Raw genomic sequence first — 19880 nt, forward strand, 5'->3', positions numbered from 1 at the left:
AAATGAAAAAAATAGTTTATTTATTAATGGTTATAGGAGCCGTTTTTACGAGCTGTAACCCTATAGAAGACATCAATAATGAAATTGATGCAGAAGCTAATCCTGTTGTGGGAGAAGTAGCTTTTACAATGACTACTGAAGACTATACAGATTTAGTAGAACAAGGAGAAGATGACCCTGTAGATTTCTATGAAATGTTTGAAAGTTTTAGTGATTTAAATGATGCTAAAACTATGTTGCCCCCTTACTTAGAAAATAAATATCCTTATTGGGGAGAAGGATCTTCTGCAGATGTTTCTTTTAACATTTATGCTGGTAATCCAGGAGATGATTTAATTGGCTTGGTTGCAGCATCTTCCTACCAATTGAGTACAGATGATTATCCTACAGCAGCAAGTAATGCTTTTTATCCAAATGAAGATACAGACTCTACTTTTGATGCTGTATTAGCTAGTCAATTTCCAACACCAAGTGCAGGAGATGTTGTAAGAATAGAATATAAAAGATTTAATGAAGAACCAGTAGTGGGATTTCCTGTCGTTTATGATGGCTTATTTCCAGATGTATATACAACATATGAAAATATAGATGTTCTTGGTGCTCAAGGATGGACAGAAGGCTCAAGTTATGCTCAGGCATCAGGTTATGATGGTTCTAATAATAATGATAATGAAGATTGGTTAATTTCTCCTGAAATTGATTTAAGTGCTGAGCAAAGCCTTCAATTTCAAATTAATCAACGTATTAGCTTCTTAAATGGAGCTACGTTATCAGACCATGTTAACATATTGGTAACTACAAACTACACAGGAGACGTTAATACTACAACGTGGGATACTATTGTGCTAAACACAGTTCCAGATGGAAATAGTTCAGCTTTTGTTTTATCAGAAGAGTATGATTTTTCTGCTTATGATGGACAAACTATACGAATAGCATTTAAATTTGAATCAACAGTAGCTAACTCACCACTTTGGAGAATAGATTATTTTACTATTAAAGCGTTAGGTATTACAGGAGAGACAACTACAAAGTCATCATATTTTCAATTTGTAAATGGAGCATGGCAAGAATTAGATGGAATTTATTATTTAAGCAATGCTGACTATGACTCAATGGGCGAGTCTTCTGGTCAACCAGGTCAATTTAACAATTTTAGTGGGTCTGTTCTTCCTGAAAACTACTTACCAACATTTTTAGATATTAAATTTCCATTTGCACAAGAAGAGGATGAGTTATTTATGGTCTATAAATTTTATGGAGGTAGTGGAGTTGGAACCGTTACTCGAGGGAATTTGTATACAGTAGAAAACGGCATTTGGACACCAGCTATTACTAGTCTTAAATTCAGTTTTAAAAATGGAGTATGGGTACCAGATAATACTATTCGTTATACGTTAGTTGGAGATGATTATAACTATATGTCTTCACAACTAATAACAACACCAGATTTTGAAGGACCAGCTGAAAATATGGGTAATTTTGGAAGTTTTGATATTAGACCAACTAGTGGGAACTTCTGGAATGATGAAATGATTGTAACTGCCTTAGATATTTTATTAAATAATTTAAACCCAAGTGCAGAAGAAGGACAGAAATATATTCTTACTTATAAAATATATGATAATAATGTAGGAACTAGAGAAAAAAGCCTAATTAAAACAGGAGGAAGTTGGGTTTTAAATACAGAAGGTTAAGCAGAAACCAAACGTATAATAAAATTAAAACCGCTTCTACTTGAAGCGGTTTTTTTATGCATAATAATTACTACATTTGTTTTATACATAACCTTAAAACTAAATCTATGTACTCAACAGTAAAAACGTTACACTCATATTGGGCTTATCTAGTCCTTGTTATGATAGTGATAACAACATTTAATGCGCTTATAAAGCACTTTGGTAAAAAAGAATATGAAGCTAAAGATTTTAGACTTGCTTTATTTACATTAATAGTATCACATATCATGCTATTAATTGGAATTGTGTTATTCTTTGCTGCAGACTATTTAAGTGTAATAAGCGAGATGGGTATGGGGGCAGTAATGAAGAATGCAGCATTGCGTTCTAATATTATTGAACATCCAATAACTATGATTTTAGCAGTAGCGTGTATTACTATTGGTTACTCTAAACATAAAAAGAAACTAACATCAGCTGGAAAATTAAAACCATTAGCTATATTTTATACAATAGCCTTAGTTTTGGTTCTTGCAAAAATCCCTTGGAATACTTGGTTTTAAAAGCAAATATAAATCATAAAAAAAGCGATTCTTAATTATTAAGAATCGCTTTTTTAAATTTTATAACTATGGTGATTATTTTACCTCTTTAATCAAATAAATATAAACAGGAAAGTGGTCGCTAAACCCATCGGTAAAACTGCCATTAGAGAAACTACGTTTAGGATAACCTTTGTAACGCCCTTTTTTGCTAATTAAATAGTTTTTATTAAAAATACCGGCTTTGTATAACTTAAACGAATCGTAACCTTCATCTATAAAAGGCTTGGTAACCATGATTTGATCAAATAAACTCCAACTGTCTCTATAAGCATTAGAACCTAGCCCCTTTTTGTAGAAATTCATCATTGGGTTATATATCCCTTTAAAGTCTACATTTTTCTTTTTGCGTTTAGCATTCAACGTTTCTTTAACACTAGCATTATTAGGGTTATCGTTTAAATCACCCATAGTAATAATTTTAGCATAAGGATCTATAACCTGTAAAGAATCTATAATGCGCTTATTTAATTTAGCAGCAGCAACACGTTTAGCTCTACTTTTTGCTTCTCCACCACGTCTAGAAGGCCAGTGGTTAACAATAACGTGAATAGTTTCTCCGTCAAGTTTACCAGTAACTAAAAGCTGATCTCTGGTATAAATACGCTTTCCAGAGCTATCATCAAATATTTTTAAAGTATGAGTACTTTTAGAAATAGGTTGAAATAAGTTTTTTTGGTATAATAAACCAACATCTATACCTCGCTTATCTGGGGAGTTAAAATGTACAATACCATAATCTTTAGCTAAAAGTAAAGGGTCGTTAACAACATCCTCTAAAACATCAATGTTTTCAATTTCTGCAACCCCTACAAGGGCAGGAGTGTTTTTTGCAACGTCAGAACCTATGTCTGAGATTACACGGGCCATATTATGCACCTTCTTTTTATAAATAACTTCACGATTCGCTTTTATTTCCATCATTGGGCTCGCTTCATCGTTTTTATCAGGGTCATTTACAGTATCAAATAAATTTTCTAAATTATAGAAAGCCACAGTATGTAACTTAAATTTTTTTCCTTCTTGGGCATCAACGCTAACAAATGCAGTGATAATAACAGCTGAAAGCCACACTTTTAAATTCTTCATTGGTAATAAATGTTATATTATTGTTATGCAAGCATACAAAACTCACGCCAAAAGTAAATATTTCTAAGAAATAATGTACATTTGCACCCCTTAAATAATTATTATTTAGGGTTTAAACTATTATTAACAAGTATTTCAAGTATGAAAAAAAGTTTATTTATTTTTTTATTCGGAATGTTTTCTACGTTAACAGCATTTGCTCAAAACACTGTTGTTAAAGGAAGCGTTAAAGACGCGGTGACAGATGAACCCATTCCAGATGTTACAATTACTGTTGAAGAGACAGGACAAACAGAAACAACAGACGGCTTAGGACAATTCATGTTCAAAGAAGCTGTACCTTTTGGAGAACAAGTGCTAAAAATCTCTAAAGTAGGATTTCTTACTAAAAGATATCCTATTGTTGTTAACGAGGGACAAACAGTAGACATTCAAGACATGACTCTAGAAAAAGATCTAGGAAGTCAACCAGATTTGTTTACTATTACATTATCAGACGACGAATTAAGTGATGACTCTGCGGGTTCAGATAATATCTCAGGATTATTATCGGCATCAAGAGATGTGTTTCAAAGAACAGCTGCTTTCGAATTTAGCTCATCATTTTTTAGAGTAAGAGGATTAGATTCAGACAATGGAACTGTCTTAATAAACGGTATTGAAATGAATAAATTCGATACAGGAAGACCACAATGGAGTAACTGGGGAGGACTAAATGACGCCGTAAGAAATCAGGAATTTACTATGGGGTTAAAACCATCAGCTTATACCTTTGGTGGTGTATTAGGATCAACTAACATTAATACAAAAGCCTCTTCATACAGAGAAGGAGGTCAAGTAACATATTCTTCATCTAATAGAAGTTATACAAACCGTTTAATGGCTAAGTATTCTTCAGGATTAATGGAAGATGGATGGGCGTATACTATTATGGCTAGTAGACGTTGGGGTAACGAAGGGTTTCAAGAAGGAACACTTTACGATGCTAACTCATTCTTTGCTTCTATAGAAAAGAAATTTAACGATAAACATAGCTTGAACTTTACATCTATATACGCACCTAATAGAAGAGGACGTTCTTCTGCAAATACACAAGAAGTGTACGATTTAAAAGGAATTAAGTATAATGAGTTTTGGGGGTATTTAGATGGTAAGAAAAGAAACTCAAGAATAAGAGAAGTTATTGAGCCAGTTTTAATGTTAAATCATACATGGGATATCTCTTCTAAAACATCTTTAAATACTAATATAGCATATCAATTTGGGCAAAGAGGTAGTAGTCGTATAGATAATGCTTCAGGAGCTAACCCTAGCCCAGCGTATTACCAAAATTTACCAAGTTATTATTTAGCAGACGACGACGGGCCAGATTTTTCTGGCGCTTATGGAGCAGAGCAACAATTTTTAAACGATGGACAATTAAATTGGAACAATCTTTTTATAGCAAACAATTCTAGAAACCTATCTGGAGACACAGCTGCTTATGTATTATATGAAGATAGAACAGACGATAAAACGTTAACAGTTAATACTCTTTTTAATACAGAATTAAATGAGAACATTATATTAAACGGAGCTATAAATTACAGACGTTTAAGCTCAGATAATTTTGCAGAAGTAATAGATTTATTAGGAAGCAACATTGGAGCTTCTAACGTAGATGGATTTAGCCAAAATCAATTCGACCTTTTTAACCCTAATAGAATAGCACAAGAAGGTGACAAGTTTAGATATCACTTTAAAATAGATGCTAACGAATTATCTAGTTTTGCACAAGCACAATTTAAGTATAGTAAGATAGATTTTTATTTAGGAGCTAGTGTAACAAAAACAGATTATCAAAGAGAAGGTGTATTCTTAAACGAGAATCAAGTGTTAAGAAATTCAAATGGAGATATTACTTTAGATAACTCTTCTGGTAAAGGCGATAAATTAAAATTTACAGGAATAGGAGCAAAAGCAGGATTTACTTATAAAATATCTGGAAAACATTTAATAGATGTTAACGGAGCATATTTAACACAAGCACCAACGATTAGAAATACGTACACTAACTCTAGAGAAAGTCACGATTACGTAGGTATATTCCAAGGACAGCAATTAGGAGATATAGAATTAACTGAAGAAAAAATTAGTTCAGCAGATATTAGTTATATCTTCCGTTCTCCAATAGTAAACGCAAGATTAACAGGGTACTATACTAAAATAGAAGATGCAAACGAAGTCTCTTTCTATTTCACACAAGGTTCTACAACTGGGTTTATTCAAGAAACAGTTGCTAATGCAGATAAAAAACACATTGGAGCAGAATTAGGTATAGAAGCACAAATAACGCCAACTATTAAATTAAAAGGAGCCGCATCTGTAGGTCAATATACATACGATAATAATCCGTTTGTATATGTAACATCTACCTCTGAAGATTTCTTAGGAGTAGATGATGCAGGAGATCAAATAAACAGATCAGGAGAAATTTACGAAACATCTTTAAAAGATTATAAAGTAGCAGGAGGGCCGCAACGAGCTTACTCTGTAGGTTTCGAATACCGCGATCCAGATTACTGGTGGTTTGGAGCTACAGCTAACTTCTTCTCTAATGCTTATGTAGACATTAGTCCATTAGCACGTTCGACCAAATTTTACCAAGATGAAGATGGTCTCCCATTTGCGGATTACGATCCAAACGAAGCAAGAGAATTTTTACGCCAAGAAAAGTTTGATGACTACATGGTAATCAATTTAATAGGTGGAAAATCTTGGAAAGTTGGTAAAAACTTTGTAGGTTTCTTTGCTAGTGTAGGAAACTTATTAGATAAAGAATACAGAACAGGTGGTTTCGAGCAAGGACGTACAGCAGATTATAGAGCTATTAAAGAAGATAGAGGTAATCCAAAACGTGTATTTGGTTCTAAGTACTGGTATGGTCGTGGAGCTAACTACTTCGTAAATGTATATTACAGATTTTAAAAAAAAGAAAAGAAAAATATTATAAAACATTAAGTTATGAGTAAAACAAATAAATTTTTAGCGTTAGCACTAGGTTTAGTAACTATGCTATTTGTAAATTCTTGTGTTGAAGATGATGATTATACAGTGCCAGAAGTATTAGTACCAGCTGTTAATCCAGCAGATTTTGGAACTAAAACTACTTTTGATGCTGTAATATCAAGATATAATGATGCAGTAGCAGATGGAGATGATGTTGGAACTTTTGAGTTCGATGCTCCTTTGTATATAGAAGGTTATGTAGTTTCTAGTGATGCTAGTGGAAATTTCTTTGAAGAAATTATCATTCAAAACTCACCAGATGCTAACGATGCTGGAAGCGACCCAAGAAGAGGGTTAAGAATTGAAATTAACCAAAGAGATTTAGCTAATTTCTATAATGTAGGAAGAAAAGTTTATGTAAGATTGAATATCCCAAAACCAAACCCAGTAAATGGTAATGAAAAATGGTTGGCTATAGGCTTAGAGAATGGGGTGTACACTCTAGGAAAAGCTGAAGGTACAAGTTTAGAGCAGTTAGAGCCATTTGAATATCAAGATGTAGTTATAAGAGATCCAGAAGTAGCGAATTTAACTCCAAAAGTTATTAACAGTTTATCTGATTTAGAAGAAAATGATGAAAATACATTAATTCAATTCTCTGATGCTCAATTTATAAAAAATGCAATTGAAAGTACAAATACTTATGCAGGTGAAGAATCTGATCAGTTTGATGGGTTTAGAACTATTGAAAAATGTGATACTGGAGAAACTATAGCTTTACAAACTAGTACATTTGCAGATTTTAAATCTTTTCCATTAGCAGGAGGAAAAGGTTCTATAACTGGAATTTTAAGTAGAGATTTTGGGGATGATTTCGATGTGTTAATTGTTAATAATACAGATGCAATTAGTTTTACAAGTACAGACAGATGTGATCCAATTGTTTTAGAATGTACAGATCCAGTATCTACTGCATTTACAGTATTCGAAGAAGATTTCCAATCAATCACTAACGAATCACAATTAGATACTATGGGATGGACTAATATTAACGTATCTGGAGGTAGTGAACGTTACGAAGACAGTTCATTTAGTGGAGACAGATATATGAAGATTTCTGCATTTGGTACAGGAGAAAGCCCATTAGAAGCTTGGTTAGTAACACCAGCAATAAACTTAGATAGTACAACTGGAGAAGAGTTAACATTTGAAGTCTCTGCGAACTTCGAGACAGGAACAGTTTTAACAGCTTTCATTGCAGAAAACTTTACTGGAGACGTTACTACTACAGAGTGGATAGAATTAGAAGCTAACATTCCTGTTGGTGGAGGTGGTTTCGGTTCTTTTGTAGCCTCTAACCTTAATATTTCTTGTTTAAATGGAGATGTACATGTTGCCTTTAAATATTTAGGTGCAGACGGTGGTGCAGAAACAAGATACCACATAGACGATATTAAAGTTACAGGACAGAACTAATAACTGTTTCTTTATAATATTATACCTAAAACCTGCTAGACCATCTAGCAGGTTTTTTTATTTTTACCACATGACAATTTTCGATAAATTATTCTTTAGTATCTTTTTAAAATATAAAATACGTTTTAAGAAAAAGGCAAATACTATAGCTTTAGTATATACTTCGGTATTACAAATAACAATACTCTTCCTTTTGGGCTGTTTCTTTGCCGCTTTTTTTAGCCAAATGCATTATAACGCCATGTCTAGCGAAAAGGCTTGGACAGTCTTTATATTACTTTCTATAGGCATCTATTTTACTAATTGGTTAAAGTACAATGGTAAAACACGTAAAATATTGAATGCAAAACTAAATAAGAAGAAAACACCACAGTATAATATAAGCATGCTTTTAGCTTTACCATTTATATGTGTAGGTTTTGGCTTGTTATTTCTGCAGGCACTTTAAATTATATAAATTAAAAATAATAGTTAAATGGTTATGAGAAACTGAAACAAGTTCGGTTTACCGAAAATTTTAATTTCTTATGAAAACGTAATCAAAAAAAGATGTCCTGAGCCAACCTAAAGGTATTTGCATGCGCATTTACAATGGTTTTAATATCTGGAGAATAACCGCCGCCCATACTACACATAACAGGAATGTTTAATGTGTTACACGTTTCTAAAACGAATTGATCACGTTGTTTACAACCCTCAACAGTTAAACCTAACTTTCCTAGTTTATCGGTTTTAATAACATCTACACCAGATAAATAGTAAATAAAATCAGGTTGTTGTTTCTGTATTAATTTAGGAAGTGTTTGTTTTAAAATACTAAGATATTCGGTATCACTTGTATTATTCTCTAGAGCAATATCTAAATCGCTAACTTCCTTTTTAAAGGGGTAATTATGCTTGCCATGCATAGAAAAGGTAAATACAGATGAATCGTTAGCAAAAATTTCAGCAGTGCCATTGCCTTGGTGTACATCTAAATCGACAATTAGGATCTGTTTTGCTAATCCTTTGCTTTGAAGATGTCTTGCGCCAATGGCTTGATCGTTTAATAAACAAAACGCTTCTCCTCGATTAGTATAAGCGTGATGTGTGCCCCCAGCAATATTCATTGCAATACCATGTTTAAGAGCAAATTCACTAGCCTTAATAGTCCCATCGGCAATAACAATTTCACGCTCTACGAGCACTTCACTTAAAGGAAAGCCTATTTTTCGAGCAGCACGTTGATCTAAAGTAATATTTAATAAATCGTAGAAATAATCAGGATCATGAACCGCCAGAATAGGGTTTTCATTTAGCATACGTTCAGGCTCAAAAAAGTTGGCTTCTGTGCATGTACCTTCGTGTAATAACTGTTCAGGTAGTAGTTCGTACTTAAGCATAGGAAAACGATGTCCCTCTGGCAAAGGGTGTTTGTAAATAGGATGGTAGGCTATTTTTAACATATTTATTTCCCGCAAAAGCGGGAATCTCTTTAATTAAATTTAGATGATGAAGAATAATTGCTATGTTTCAAAAAATCAAGATTTGTCATTTATAAAGTCTTAGACTGCACTTAGACTAACATTTTAGTAAACCATTAAGCAAAACTCGTCAATCAACTTTATTTATGTAATTTTAATTGAATTCGTTTTCTAGCAACATCTACTTCTAAAACTTTAACTATAATTTGTTGATGCAAATGCACATGCTCGTTTACATCTTTAACAAAACTATCGGATAAATTAGAAACATGTATTAAACCACTTTCTTTAATACCAATATCTACAAAACAACCAAAATTAGTAATATTATTTACAATACCAGGTAGTAATTGTCCAGCATGCAAATCGGTAATAGTTTTTATATTCTGATTAAATGTAAAGACCTTGGCTTGTTCACGTATATCTAATCCAGGTTTTTCCAATTCTTTTACAATATCCTCAAGAGTAGGCATTCCTATAGTTTCGTTACAATACTGTTTTAAGCTTATTTTACTCAATACCGCTTTATTGCCAATAAGTTGTGAAACGGAAAGCTTTTCATCTTTTGCCATTTTTTCAACAATTTTATAACTTTCTGGATGTACAGCAGAATCATCTAAAGGATTTTTAGGTGCTTTAATCCGTAAAAAAGCAGCACCTTGCTCGTATGCTTTATTACCCAAACGCGGCACTTTTTTTATATCGTTACGGGAGTTGAAAGTACCGTTTTCGGTTCTGTAATTAAAAATATTTTCGGCTAATTTTGGGCCTATTCCAGAGACATAACTTAATAGCGATATACTAGCAGTATTAATATTTACACCTACAGCATTTACACAGTTTTCTACTACCAAATCTAACGATTTTTGAAGTTTGCTTTGGTCTACATCGTGTTGATATTGGCCAACACCTATAGATTTAGCATCTATTTTTACTAATTCTGCAAGGGGGTCTTGTAAACGTCTACCTATAGATACCGAACCACGAACAGTAACATCGTAGTTGGGGAATTCTTCTCGAGCAATTTTTGAAGCCGAATAAATACTTGCACCAGCTTCGCTAACTACAAACACTTGGATATCGTTTTTAAAACGGATTTTTCTAATTAAAGCTTCGGTTTCTCTAGACGCAGTACCATTTCCTATAGCAATAGCTTCAATATTATGAGCTTCTGCTAAAGAACTTATTTTTTTCATTGCACCAATGCTATCATTTTTTGGAGGGTGCGGATATATGGTTTCATTATATTTTAAATTCCCTTGTGCATCTAAACATACCACTTTACAACCTGTTCTAAACCCAGGGTCGATCGCTAAAACACGCTTTTCGCCAATAGGCGAACCTAATAATAGCTGCTTTAAATTTTTAGCAAACACGCTAATTGCAGAGTCGTCAGCTTTACTTTTTGCGTTTTGTAAAGCTTCATTACTTAATGATGGGAATAATAACCGTTTGTAGGCATCTGTAATTGCTAATTCAATTTGGTCTGCACAAGCGTTATTACTACGTATTATTTTATTATCAATACGCTCTAAAGCACGAACATCGTCTATAGTAATTTTTACACGAATATAGCCTTCGCTTTCTGCTCTTAAAATTGCAAGTAACCTATGAGATGGAATGCGGTTTAAAGACTCTTCCCATTCAAAATAATCTCTAAACTTTTGCGCTTTCTCATCATTAATTTTTGCTTTTACTACCTTGGTAGCAATCATAGCATAACGCTCTAATTGGTTTCTAAGACTTGTTCTAATATCTGTACGCTCGTTAATCCATTCTGCAATAATATGTCTAGCACCTTCAAGAGCATCATTTACAGAAGAAACCTCTCCTTTTATGTATTTTGAGGCAATAGATTCTATAGCATTAGCATTCTGACTCATAATAATTTTAGCCAAAGGCTCCAAACCATTTTTTCTAGCCGTCTCTGCTTTTGTTTTGCGCTTTTTCTTGTATGGTAAATACAAGTCTTCTAAAGCAATTAAGGTTGTAGTTGCATTAACCTTTTGTTGTAAATCTTCGGTTAATACCCCTTGCTCTTCAAGTGCTTTTATAATAGCCGTTTTTCGTTTTTCTAAAGCTTCAAATTCTTCTTTATATTTAACAATAGCTCCAATAGCTACCTCGTCTAGGTTTCCTGTACGTTCTTTACGATAACGAGAAATAAACGGAATAGTGCAGTCTTCATTTAATAATGCTATTGTATTTTTAACTGCTATTTCTGAAAGTTGTGTTTTTGAAGTAATAAATGCTATTAGCTGAGTCATTAAGGCCTAAATTTTAAAAGAGCAATGTAATTACTAGACCATAAATAAACAATAAAAACCTATAAATATCTGTTTATGTTAAAGAAATGCTAAAATTAAAAACAGGTACAATTTAAAAAGCATGTTTTTTAAATGAATATGATAAATCAAAAACACAAAGGTCTATAGAAAAATACTACGCTAAAAAAGAGTTAAATATGGTAAAAGCGTGGAATATTTTGGTGTGTGTTGTGTTTTGTAATGTCTCTTTATCTCATAGTATATTACCTGTAAATAGTTGTAATTTAGAGATTGAAACAATAACACCTATTAATTGCAGTGAGACATTTAATGGAACAATAAAAATTACAGTTTCTGGAGGTACTGCACCTTATTATTATAAAATAAACAATGAAGAGTTTGTTGAATATAATATAATAGATGGAGTATTATCTAATAATTACGATATTACAGTTAGAGATAGTAGCGGATGCGAAGTTACTTTATATACTTACATAGAAATACCTGAACCCTTAACAATAGCCTATGCATTAGAAAACGGTAAACTTATTGTTACTATTAGTGAAGACGGAAAGTATAAATATAAATTAAATAATGGTAATTGGGTAGACTCTCCTATATTTAACGATGTTACCGAAGTAAATACGATATCTGTTAAAACAGAATATGGCTGTGAAATATCTAAAACTATAAACGACGTTAATATTACAGATGTCTTTAAGTTTCATCCTAATCCGGCAAGTGATTATGTTTTTATAATGGGAAATCGCAAAATTAAAAACATCGCTATTTTAAATGCTTTTGGAAAACGTGTAGTATCCCAACAAGTTAATAAAAGTATCATGAAACTAAATGTTTCTAATTTAAAAAGAGGAATATATCTTATTCAGGTTATAGATATAAACGATAGAAGACAGGTGAAAAAATTAATTGTTAATTAAAATATTAGTGAAGCCTACTAGCAATAAGTATAGAACACCCAATGATTAGAATTGGAATGGTAGAAAAAAACATACCGTATGCAATGTGTTTTTTCTTATAAGAAAAGAACACATAACCTATAATAGGTACAAGAACAGCAAATAAAATAGCAAAAAAACCATGCTCTATAGTATTGACTAAACCTATACCAATTAATACTAATAGAAACGATATAAGTATACCTAAACAAAACTGAAGTATTAATTGTAGTGTTCTCAATAGCGCTTTTTCTTATACCAAGATAATACTATATTCATGTAAATCACATTTAGTTTAATCAAATATGTTTATTAGCTTTGAATAGCTGTAACATTTACAATGAATAAAAACTACCCATTTTACTCTATATTACAAAACCATTTGTGGATTACTTTAGGCTTAGCTCTTTGGGTGTTTTTGTTTTTATACTTTTCTGAACCTTTTGATATTAACAGATTTTCGGAAAATGAAAAAATATTTTTATTGCCTATTTATGCCTTAATACAAGGCATTTGTTATAGTATTCCATTACTGTATCAAAACTTTGTTTACAGAAAACAACAACAATGGTTTTTTAAAAATGAAGCTGTTTTTTTAATATTATTAATAAGTATAGGGGCCATTTTAAACTTTCTGTTTTATAAAATTATTATTGTAGATAATGATCCAGGAACGTATTCCTTTTTTCAGTATTTTAAATGGATATACCTTCCTGCTGTTGCTATTATATTACCATTTGTAATTGTTACCCGTATTATTTTAGGCAAACTATATAATCCAAAAGAAAGTAATGATAAAATAACAATTAAAGGGAAAGGAAAATACGACTTTATAACATTAAAACAGGAAGAGTTATTGTTTATACAATCGTCGGATAATTATATAGAAATTAACTTCATTCAAAATAATACAGTTCAAAAAAAACTAATTAGAGGAACTATTTCAGAAGTTGAGAGTACTTTCCCAGAATTACTAAAAACACATCGCTCCTTTTTAATTAATACAATACATTTTATACAGTTTAAAACGGAAAACAAAAAGCTGTTTATAGACTTGGGTTATGGAAATGCTATTCCCGTTTCTAGAAATTTACAACAAGCCGTAAAAAGTAAGTTACAACCAACCACAAATAAGTAACATTTCGCCACAAGAGCTAATTTTATTGAGCATTAAGCGCTTTTGACTAATACTTTTGAAGTATTAAAAATTAAAAACGCAACTAAAAAAATGTTTAAAAAATCATTATTTTCTTTACTTATCCTAGCTTTGTTTTTGTTCATTTTGTCTTTTCAATCTTGTCATGTTGGCCGAATGATTAGATATTATAAAGCAGATATAGACGATCATAAAATATTCCCTTATACAGAAGTAAATACAGGAGAAAAAACATTCTATTTTAAAGATGGAACAAATTCTAAATACGCTAAGCGTATAGATACATTAACCATAGTAAGAAAAAATGGAAAAATATCAATAAAAGAAGCTTTAGATAAACAATCGGAAACAACAGCATATTTAATTATTAAAAACGATAGTATTATCTCTGAAAACTATTTTGAAGGTTACAAAAGAGACTCCATTTCTAATATCTTTTCGGTTTCAAAATCTGTAACATCATTATTACTTGGTATAGCCATAGACGAAGGCATAATAGAAAGTGTTAACGACCCTATTACCAAATACATTCCAGAGTTATCCGAAGCTAATAATAAGTTTAATAAACTCACATTAGAGCATTTGTTAAATATGAGATCGGGTTTAAAGTTTGATGAAACCTACAGCAGCCCTTTCGATGAGGTGAGTAAGTTGTATTATGGAAAAAACCAGATTAAACAAATTAAAAAAATGAAATTTGAGCATGAGCCAGGAACAGTGCATAATTACCAAAGTGTTTGTACAACATTGTTGGGTATAGCCATAGAGCGAGTAACCAATAAAGAGCTAGGTAAATATCTAGAAGAGAAAATTTGGAAGCCATTGCAGATGGAAAACCCAGCAACTTGGAGTGTAGACGATAATAAACGTCGAAATACAAAAGCATTTTGCTGTTTAAACACTACAGCTATAGATTTAGCTAAAATTGCACGATTATATTTAAATAAAGGGCAGTTTAACGGACAACAAATAGTCTCTAAACAATGGATAGAAAAATCTGTTATAGGAAACACAAATAACGATTGCTATCAATACCAATGGTATAGTAACGAGTGTGGAGAAGATTTTTATGCACTGGGCATTTTGGGGCAAATTGTATTTGTATCGCCTAAAGAAAAAATTATTATTGTGCGCTTAGGGAAATCTAGTAGTAACTTTTATTTAGGGACTGTAGTAAATGCTTTAAAAGGATAAATACTAAAATTTAATAAGATTATATTCTCTTTCTTTTTGGTTAAAATAACCAAAGTAAAGGGTGTTATTATGAAAGAAAATATCCTCTGCTGTAATGTATCGTAACGGTGTTTTGTACGCCTCTATTTTATCGAAAACGTTATCTTTAAAATTACCTTTTTTATGATTAAAATTTAAATCGAAAATAGAATTAAAATAAGTAGATTTTGTTGTTGTGTAACCATTGTAGCTTAGATAGGTTGTATTGAAACCTGTAAAGTTTCCGTTGGTAGTGGTTACCATCATTGGGCCACCGTTATGGATGTATTCAAACCCACCTAAAGTTATGTAATACGATTGGTCTTGCTCTATAACCGTTAAGCCTAATTGTCCAGAAGTAATTTTTCTTAAATATTTTTTAGTAGCCTCAAGCTCTCTTTTAGTAACAAAAGGGAGAGCAGTAGAGCCCTCTTGAATAATAGAGGAATTTTTTATTGTAATTGGTTTGTCTTTATTAATATAAAAATCTTTTATAAGTTCGCCTTCTAAGGTTTTTATAGCAAATTTCATTTCTTCTTTAGAGCTAGCTATTTGATAAAGCTTGTTTTTGTATAAGAAAGAATTAAATTTTTTAAAAGGCTTAATCCCTTGCTCAGGATAAGGAATAGCATTAAGAGATAGGTTTAAAGACTCTAAATCTATAGTGTAAATCTGCGTCGCTTTTTTATTTACATCAAACGTAAGGTAAATAGAACTTCCGTTTTGATATATTTTGTTTTCATTAGAAGTCTGTTCTATAGAGTTGGGTACTCTTCGGTCTATTTTAGTAATATTTGAAACCTCTTTTCCTGAAAATAAAAAGGGGCCAAAACTCATTTTAGAGCTAATAAGGTTAGTGTCATTACTTATTTCTTCTAAAGAAAACGTTTTAAGAACTTTAAAACTAGCCTCATTATCAAAAAGTCTTATTGTTATTTCAGAATTACCATTAGCAGATAAAAGATAAAGCTTGTTATTATAATGTATAGCATCTAAAAATAAATGGTCTTCAAAATCTATGTCAATTTCTTTAGAAGCACCTGTGTGCGATTTAAAATCTAAAGACAATATGGAGAACTTATTTTTATTTTCGTTGGTATATAATATAGAATACCTTTCATTATTTATAGAATAACCTAAAGCTTTGTTGTATTTAGCTTTTATATTTTTACTTTCAATAGTGCTTTTTTGTTCAAAATTTGAATTAAAAAGATAGGCAAATATTTGTTTCCTCTCTAAAATAACAATTGCTAAATCATTATTTAAAGTATTAGATAACGTGTAAGAGTCTTTAGAAATTCGTTTAGAAAGCACTTCGTTTTTAAAGGAAAGTACTTGTTCTTGACTATATAAATTAAGAGCATTAATACCTATAAAAAGAAAAGAGAGAAGTATTGATTTCATAATTTATACCTTGTTGTGATTAGTTAAACCTATATAATCTATAAGTGCTTTTATCTAGAGCTCCCCAAATATAACGGTCTTTATATTTAAATAAAGATTGTAGTTTATGATTATTAAACGTTTTACTTTTAATGAAATCATTAATTTCATCAAAAGCATTTAAAGGGATTTCTCCTTTTTTATGATTAAAATCTTTATCAAATAAACAGTTAATTCTAGTGGATCTTGTTTTAGAATAAGAATTAAAGGACGAGAAGATAGCGCCTCCAATTGCACCACCAATAAAACCACCCCCAACAGTTATCATGTTTATTTGCGGTACAGTCTCACTTGCTCCTAATGTTATTATAATGTCATTGTTTTTTTCATAAGCAGTAATACCTATTTTAGAGCCTGTAACTTTTCTTAAAAACTTAGAAGTTTTTTCAAATTCTCTATAATTACTAAATTCTCCACCTTCATGGATAATAGGGGAATTTTTAAAAGTAATGGCTTCTCCTTTTAATATTTCAAAGGCTTTAATAAGTGTTTTTGTTTTTAAATCGTAAACATTAAAATTCAACTTTTTATTAGTTGAGTATATATTAAAAAAATAATTCTTAAAAATATAAGAACTAGAGTTGTCTCCTAAGTTTTGCTCTAAAAAATCCTTATTATTAATAACATCGAAAGATTGTGTTGCTTTTTCTAAATCTAGTGTTGCTATATAAGTATACTTATCAAAGAGGTTATTAGTTAAGGTCAATTTCCCCTTTTTAAAATATAATTTGGTGTAGGCTGCTGTTTTTTCTAGTGCATTAGGAACGTCGTTTTTTATAAGCTCTACAGTAGAATATGTTGGGTTGCCATAGAGCAAATAATATAAATTATAATCCCAGCCTCTATCGCTTTTTATTTCTTCGTTAGAGAAGTCGAATTTTTTAGAATCGACCAATCCATTATTATCTAACTCGTATGTTTTTAAAACAGATGTTTTTTTAACAATACTAAGTATATAAATTCGATGCTTGTCTATTAAAAATTCGATAACTTTTTCACCTTTAATATCTATTTTTAGTTTGTTATTTATATTAAAATTTTTAGTTATAAAATTAATAGATATAGAGCTAAAGTATGTTTTTCTATTATTCGAAAAATATAAGGTGTAAGTGTCGTTGTTGTATACTGTACCTATTAAAACCTGTGCTTTTTTAGGGATTTCTATGGGGCTTATTGTGCTAATTAATTCCTGGTTTTCATTATATAAATAACCAAAAATCTTTTTTCTGTTTTTAAAAAATAGTGCTAATTGATTATTCTCCTCGTTAACAAAAGGAACTGCGTCTTTTATAATGTAATTTTCGGTAAATGGAGTTAAATCCTTTTCGAGCCATTGGTCTTGAGCAGATACAAAGGATATTGAGAATAACAGGAAATATAAAATGGGTTTCATTAATAGCGATTTTTATTAAAAAACCCTCACTAGTAGAAAATAGTGAGGGTTATGTGTATAGTATTAACTTATATGCAATCCATTATTAACAGATGCATCATCGGGGTTTACAAATACTAATTTCCCTTCTGGAGTCTCAGTCATTAAAATCATGCCCTGACTTTCTACACCACGTAATTTTCTAGGTGCTAAGTTTACTAAAACAGTTACTTTTTTACCAACCACTTCTTCTGGTGTAAAGCTTTCTGCTATACCAGAAACAATAGTTCTTACATCTATTCCTGTATCTACTTTTAAAATTAAAAGTTTCTTCGTTTTTGGCATTTTTTCTGCTTCTAGAATGGTACCAACACGAATGTCTAATTTGGTGAAGTCTTCAAAAGTAATTGTATCTTTTTGAGGCTCTACAACTTTATTTGCTGCTTCGTTGGCTTTTTTGCTAGCTTCTAATTTATCAAGTTGTATTTGAATATCTTTATCTTCAATTTTAGAAAACAATAATTCAGACTTACCTAATTGATGACCTGCTGGTAGTAAAACAGCTTCTGTTGCAACAGCATCCCAAGCATTACCGTCTGTATTTAATATGTTTTTTAGCTTAGCAGAAGTAAATGGTAAAAAAGGCTCGCTTAATGTAGCTAAAGCAGATGCGATTTGTAACGCTACATACATGATGGTTTGCGTACGGGCTTCGTCTACTTTTATAACCTTCCAAGGTTCTTCGTCTGCTAAGTACTTATTACCTAATCTGGCAAGGTTCATTAATTCTTGACTGGCTTCTCTAAAACGGTAGCGTTCTATAGAGCTAGAAATAACAGCAGGATATGCTTTTATAGCCGCTAGAGTTTCTTCATCTACAGAAGATAACTCGTTAGGTGTAGGAACAATACCATTATAATATTTAGTGGTTAATACAGCGACACGGTTAATAAAATTACCAAAAATAGCAACCAATTCATTATTATTTCTTGCTTGGAAATCTTTCCAAGTAAAATCATTATCCTTAGTTTCTGGAGCGTTTGCAGTTAAGGCATAACGTAAAACGTCTTGCTTATCTGGAAAATCTTGTAAATAGTCTGGTAACCAAACCGCCCAGTTTTTTGAAGTCGATAATTTATTGCCTTCTAAGTTTAAAAACTCGTTGGCTGGTACATTATCTGGTAAAATGTACGAACCTTCTGCTTTTAGCATGCATGGGAAAATAATACAGTGAAACACAATATTATCTTTTCCAATAAAGTGAACTAATTTTGTGTCTTTATCTTTCCAATAGGGTTCCCAATCTTTATTTTCTCTAGCAGCCCATTCTTTAGTCGCAGAAATGTAACCTATAGGAGCATCAAACCAAACATAAAGAACTTTACCTTCTCCACCTTTTACAGGAACAGGAATTCCCCAATCTAAATCTCTAGTAACGGCTCTTGGTCTTAAACCATCTGTAATCCATGATTTTACTTGCCCGTAAACATTGTGTTTCCAATCTTTTTCATGGCCTTTTAAAATCCACTCTTTTAAGAACTCTTCATGCTTGTTTAAAGGTAAATACCAGTGTTTAGTTTCTTTTAAACTTGGTACATTTCCTGTAATTGCAGATTTAGGATTTATTAAATCTGTTGCATTATGGCTCGTTCCACAGTTTTCACATTGGTCGCCATAACTTTCTTCGTTACCACATTTAGGGCAAGTTCCAATAACAAATCTATCTGCTAAAAATTGATTTGCTTCTGCATCATATAACTGCTCCGAAACTTCTTCAACAAACTCATTTTTATCGTATAAAGTTTTAAAAAACTCAGATGCGGTATCATGATGAATCTTTGCAGATGTACGCGAATAATTATCGAAGGTAATGCCGAAGTCTTCAAAAGATTGCTTAATAATTGCATGGTATTTATCTACAATATCTTGAGGTGTTACGCCTTCTTTTTTGGCTTTAATAGTAATTGGTACACCGTGCTCATCGCTTCCGCAAATAAATGCAACATCGTGTCCTGTTAATCTTTTATAGCGTGCGTAAATATCTGCTGGCACATAAACACCTGCTAAATGCCCAATGTGAATTGGTCCATTAGTATATGGTAATGCTGCAGTAATTGTATATCTTTTTGACATTGTTTTTTCTTTTGAAGCCGTAAAAGTACGCATTTTGACAG

General features: G+C 31.6%; 15 protein-coding genes. 8 read left to right on the forward strand and 7 right to left on the reverse strand.

Features of this window, described 5'->3' with window-relative positions:
* Positions 1–2 precede the first annotated feature (2 nt).
* Positions 3–1697, forward strand: coding sequence for a choice-of-anchor J domain-containing protein (locus ACVC08_RS06495; protein WP_452601448.1), 1695 nt, complete (start codon positions 3–5; stop codon positions 1695–1697).
* A 107-nt stretch (positions 1698–1804) separates the two neighbouring features.
* Entirely contained in the window at positions 1805–2242 is a 438-nt protein-coding gene (locus ACVC08_RS06500; RefSeq protein ID WP_452601449.1) for a hypothetical protein, read from the forward strand.
* A 75-nt stretch (positions 2243–2317) separates the two neighbouring features.
* On the opposite strand, the gene ACVC08_RS06505 is transcribed toward ACVC08_RS06500, so the two are convergent.
* Positions 2318–3370, reverse strand: coding sequence for an endonuclease/exonuclease/phosphatase family protein (locus ACVC08_RS06505; RefSeq protein ID WP_452598947.1), 1053 nt, complete (start codon positions 3368–3370; stop codon positions 2318–2320).
* Positions 3371–3511: 141 nt separating this feature from the next.
* Here ACVC08_RS06505 and ACVC08_RS06510 point away from each other — a divergent pair, with 141 nt between their 5' ends.
* The 3 genes from ACVC08_RS06510 (at position 3512) to ACVC08_RS06520 (ending at position 8282) form a co-directional block, all read left to right on the forward strand.
* A complete protein-coding gene (locus ACVC08_RS06510; RefSeq protein ID WP_452601450.1) occupies positions 3512–6337 on the forward strand; it encodes a carboxypeptidase regulatory-like domain-containing protein in 2826 nt (941 codons plus the stop codon).
* 36 nt (positions 6338–6373) lie between these two features.
* A complete protein-coding gene (locus ACVC08_RS06515) occupies positions 6374–7834 on the forward strand; it encodes a DUF5689 domain-containing protein (protein WP_452601451.1) in 1461 nt (486 codons plus the stop codon).
* A gap of 70 nt (positions 7835–7904) precedes the next feature.
* Positions 7905–8282, forward strand: coding sequence for a hypothetical protein (locus tag ACVC08_RS06520; protein ID WP_452598944.1), 378 nt, complete (start codon positions 7905–7907; stop codon positions 8280–8282).
* Between the two features lie 91 nt (positions 8283–8373).
* Here ACVC08_RS06520 and ACVC08_RS06525 read toward each other — a convergent pair whose 3' ends face one another.
* Entirely contained in the window at positions 8374–9279 is a 906-nt protein-coding gene (locus ACVC08_RS06525; RefSeq protein ID WP_452601452.1) for a histone deacetylase family protein, read from the reverse strand.
* Between the two features lie 158 nt (positions 9280–9437).
* Entirely contained in the window at positions 9438–11564 is a 2127-nt protein-coding gene (locus tag ACVC08_RS06530; RefSeq protein WP_452601453.1) for a Tex family protein, read from the reverse strand.
* Positions 11565–11761: 197 nt separating this feature from the next.
* Between ACVC08_RS06530 and ACVC08_RS06535 the strand changes: the two genes are divergently transcribed.
* Positions 11762–12505 carry a T9SS type A sorting domain-containing protein gene (locus tag ACVC08_RS06535; protein ID WP_452598941.1) on the forward strand — a complete coding sequence of 248 codons (744 nt, stop codon included), beginning with the start codon at positions 11762–11764 and terminating at the stop codon, positions 12503–12505.
* Between the two features lie 4 nt (positions 12506–12509).
* Here ACVC08_RS06535 and ACVC08_RS06540 read toward each other — a convergent pair whose 3' ends face one another.
* On the reverse strand, positions 12510–12764 hold the full coding sequence (locus ACVC08_RS06540) for a hypothetical protein (RefSeq protein WP_452601454.1): 255 nt from the start codon (positions 12762–12764) through the stop codon (positions 12510–12512).
* A 99-nt stretch (positions 12765–12863) separates the two neighbouring features.
* Here ACVC08_RS06540 and ACVC08_RS06545 point away from each other — a divergent pair, with 99 nt between their 5' ends.
* Positions 12864–13661: a LytTR family transcriptional regulator DNA-binding domain-containing protein gene (locus ACVC08_RS06545; protein WP_452601455.1), complete on the forward strand. Its 798-nt coding sequence runs from the start codon at positions 12864–12866 to the stop codon at positions 13659–13661.
* 174 nt (positions 13662–13835) lie between these two features.
* Positions 13836–14873 (forward strand): serine hydrolase domain-containing protein, encoded by a 1038-nt coding sequence (locus ACVC08_RS06550; protein ID WP_452601456.1) that lies wholly within the window; start codon positions 13836–13838, stop codon positions 14871–14873.
* A gap of 3 nt (positions 14874–14876) precedes the next feature.
* On the opposite strand, the gene ACVC08_RS06555 is transcribed toward ACVC08_RS06550, so the two are convergent.
* From ACVC08_RS06555 to metG, 3 genes are all read right to left on the reverse strand, one after another.
* On the reverse strand, positions 14877–16295 hold the full coding sequence (locus ACVC08_RS06555; RefSeq protein WP_452601457.1) for a hypothetical protein: 1419 nt from the start codon (positions 16293–16295) through the stop codon (positions 14877–14879).
* A 19-nt stretch (positions 16296–16314) separates the two neighbouring features.
* Positions 16315–17727 carry a hypothetical protein gene (locus ACVC08_RS06560; protein WP_452601458.1) on the reverse strand — a complete coding sequence of 471 codons (1413 nt, stop codon included), beginning with the start codon at positions 17725–17727 and terminating at the stop codon, positions 16315–16317.
* A 63-nt stretch (positions 17728–17790) separates the two neighbouring features.
* Complete coding sequence (metG, locus tag ACVC08_RS06565; RefSeq protein ID WP_452601459.1) at positions 17791–19872, reverse strand: methionine--tRNA ligase; 2082 nt, start codon at positions 19870–19872, stop codon at positions 17791–17793.
* Between the last annotated feature and the right edge of the window lie 8 nt (positions 19873–19880).

It is taken from the genome of Pontimicrobium sp. MEBiC06410, from assembly GCF_053601615.1.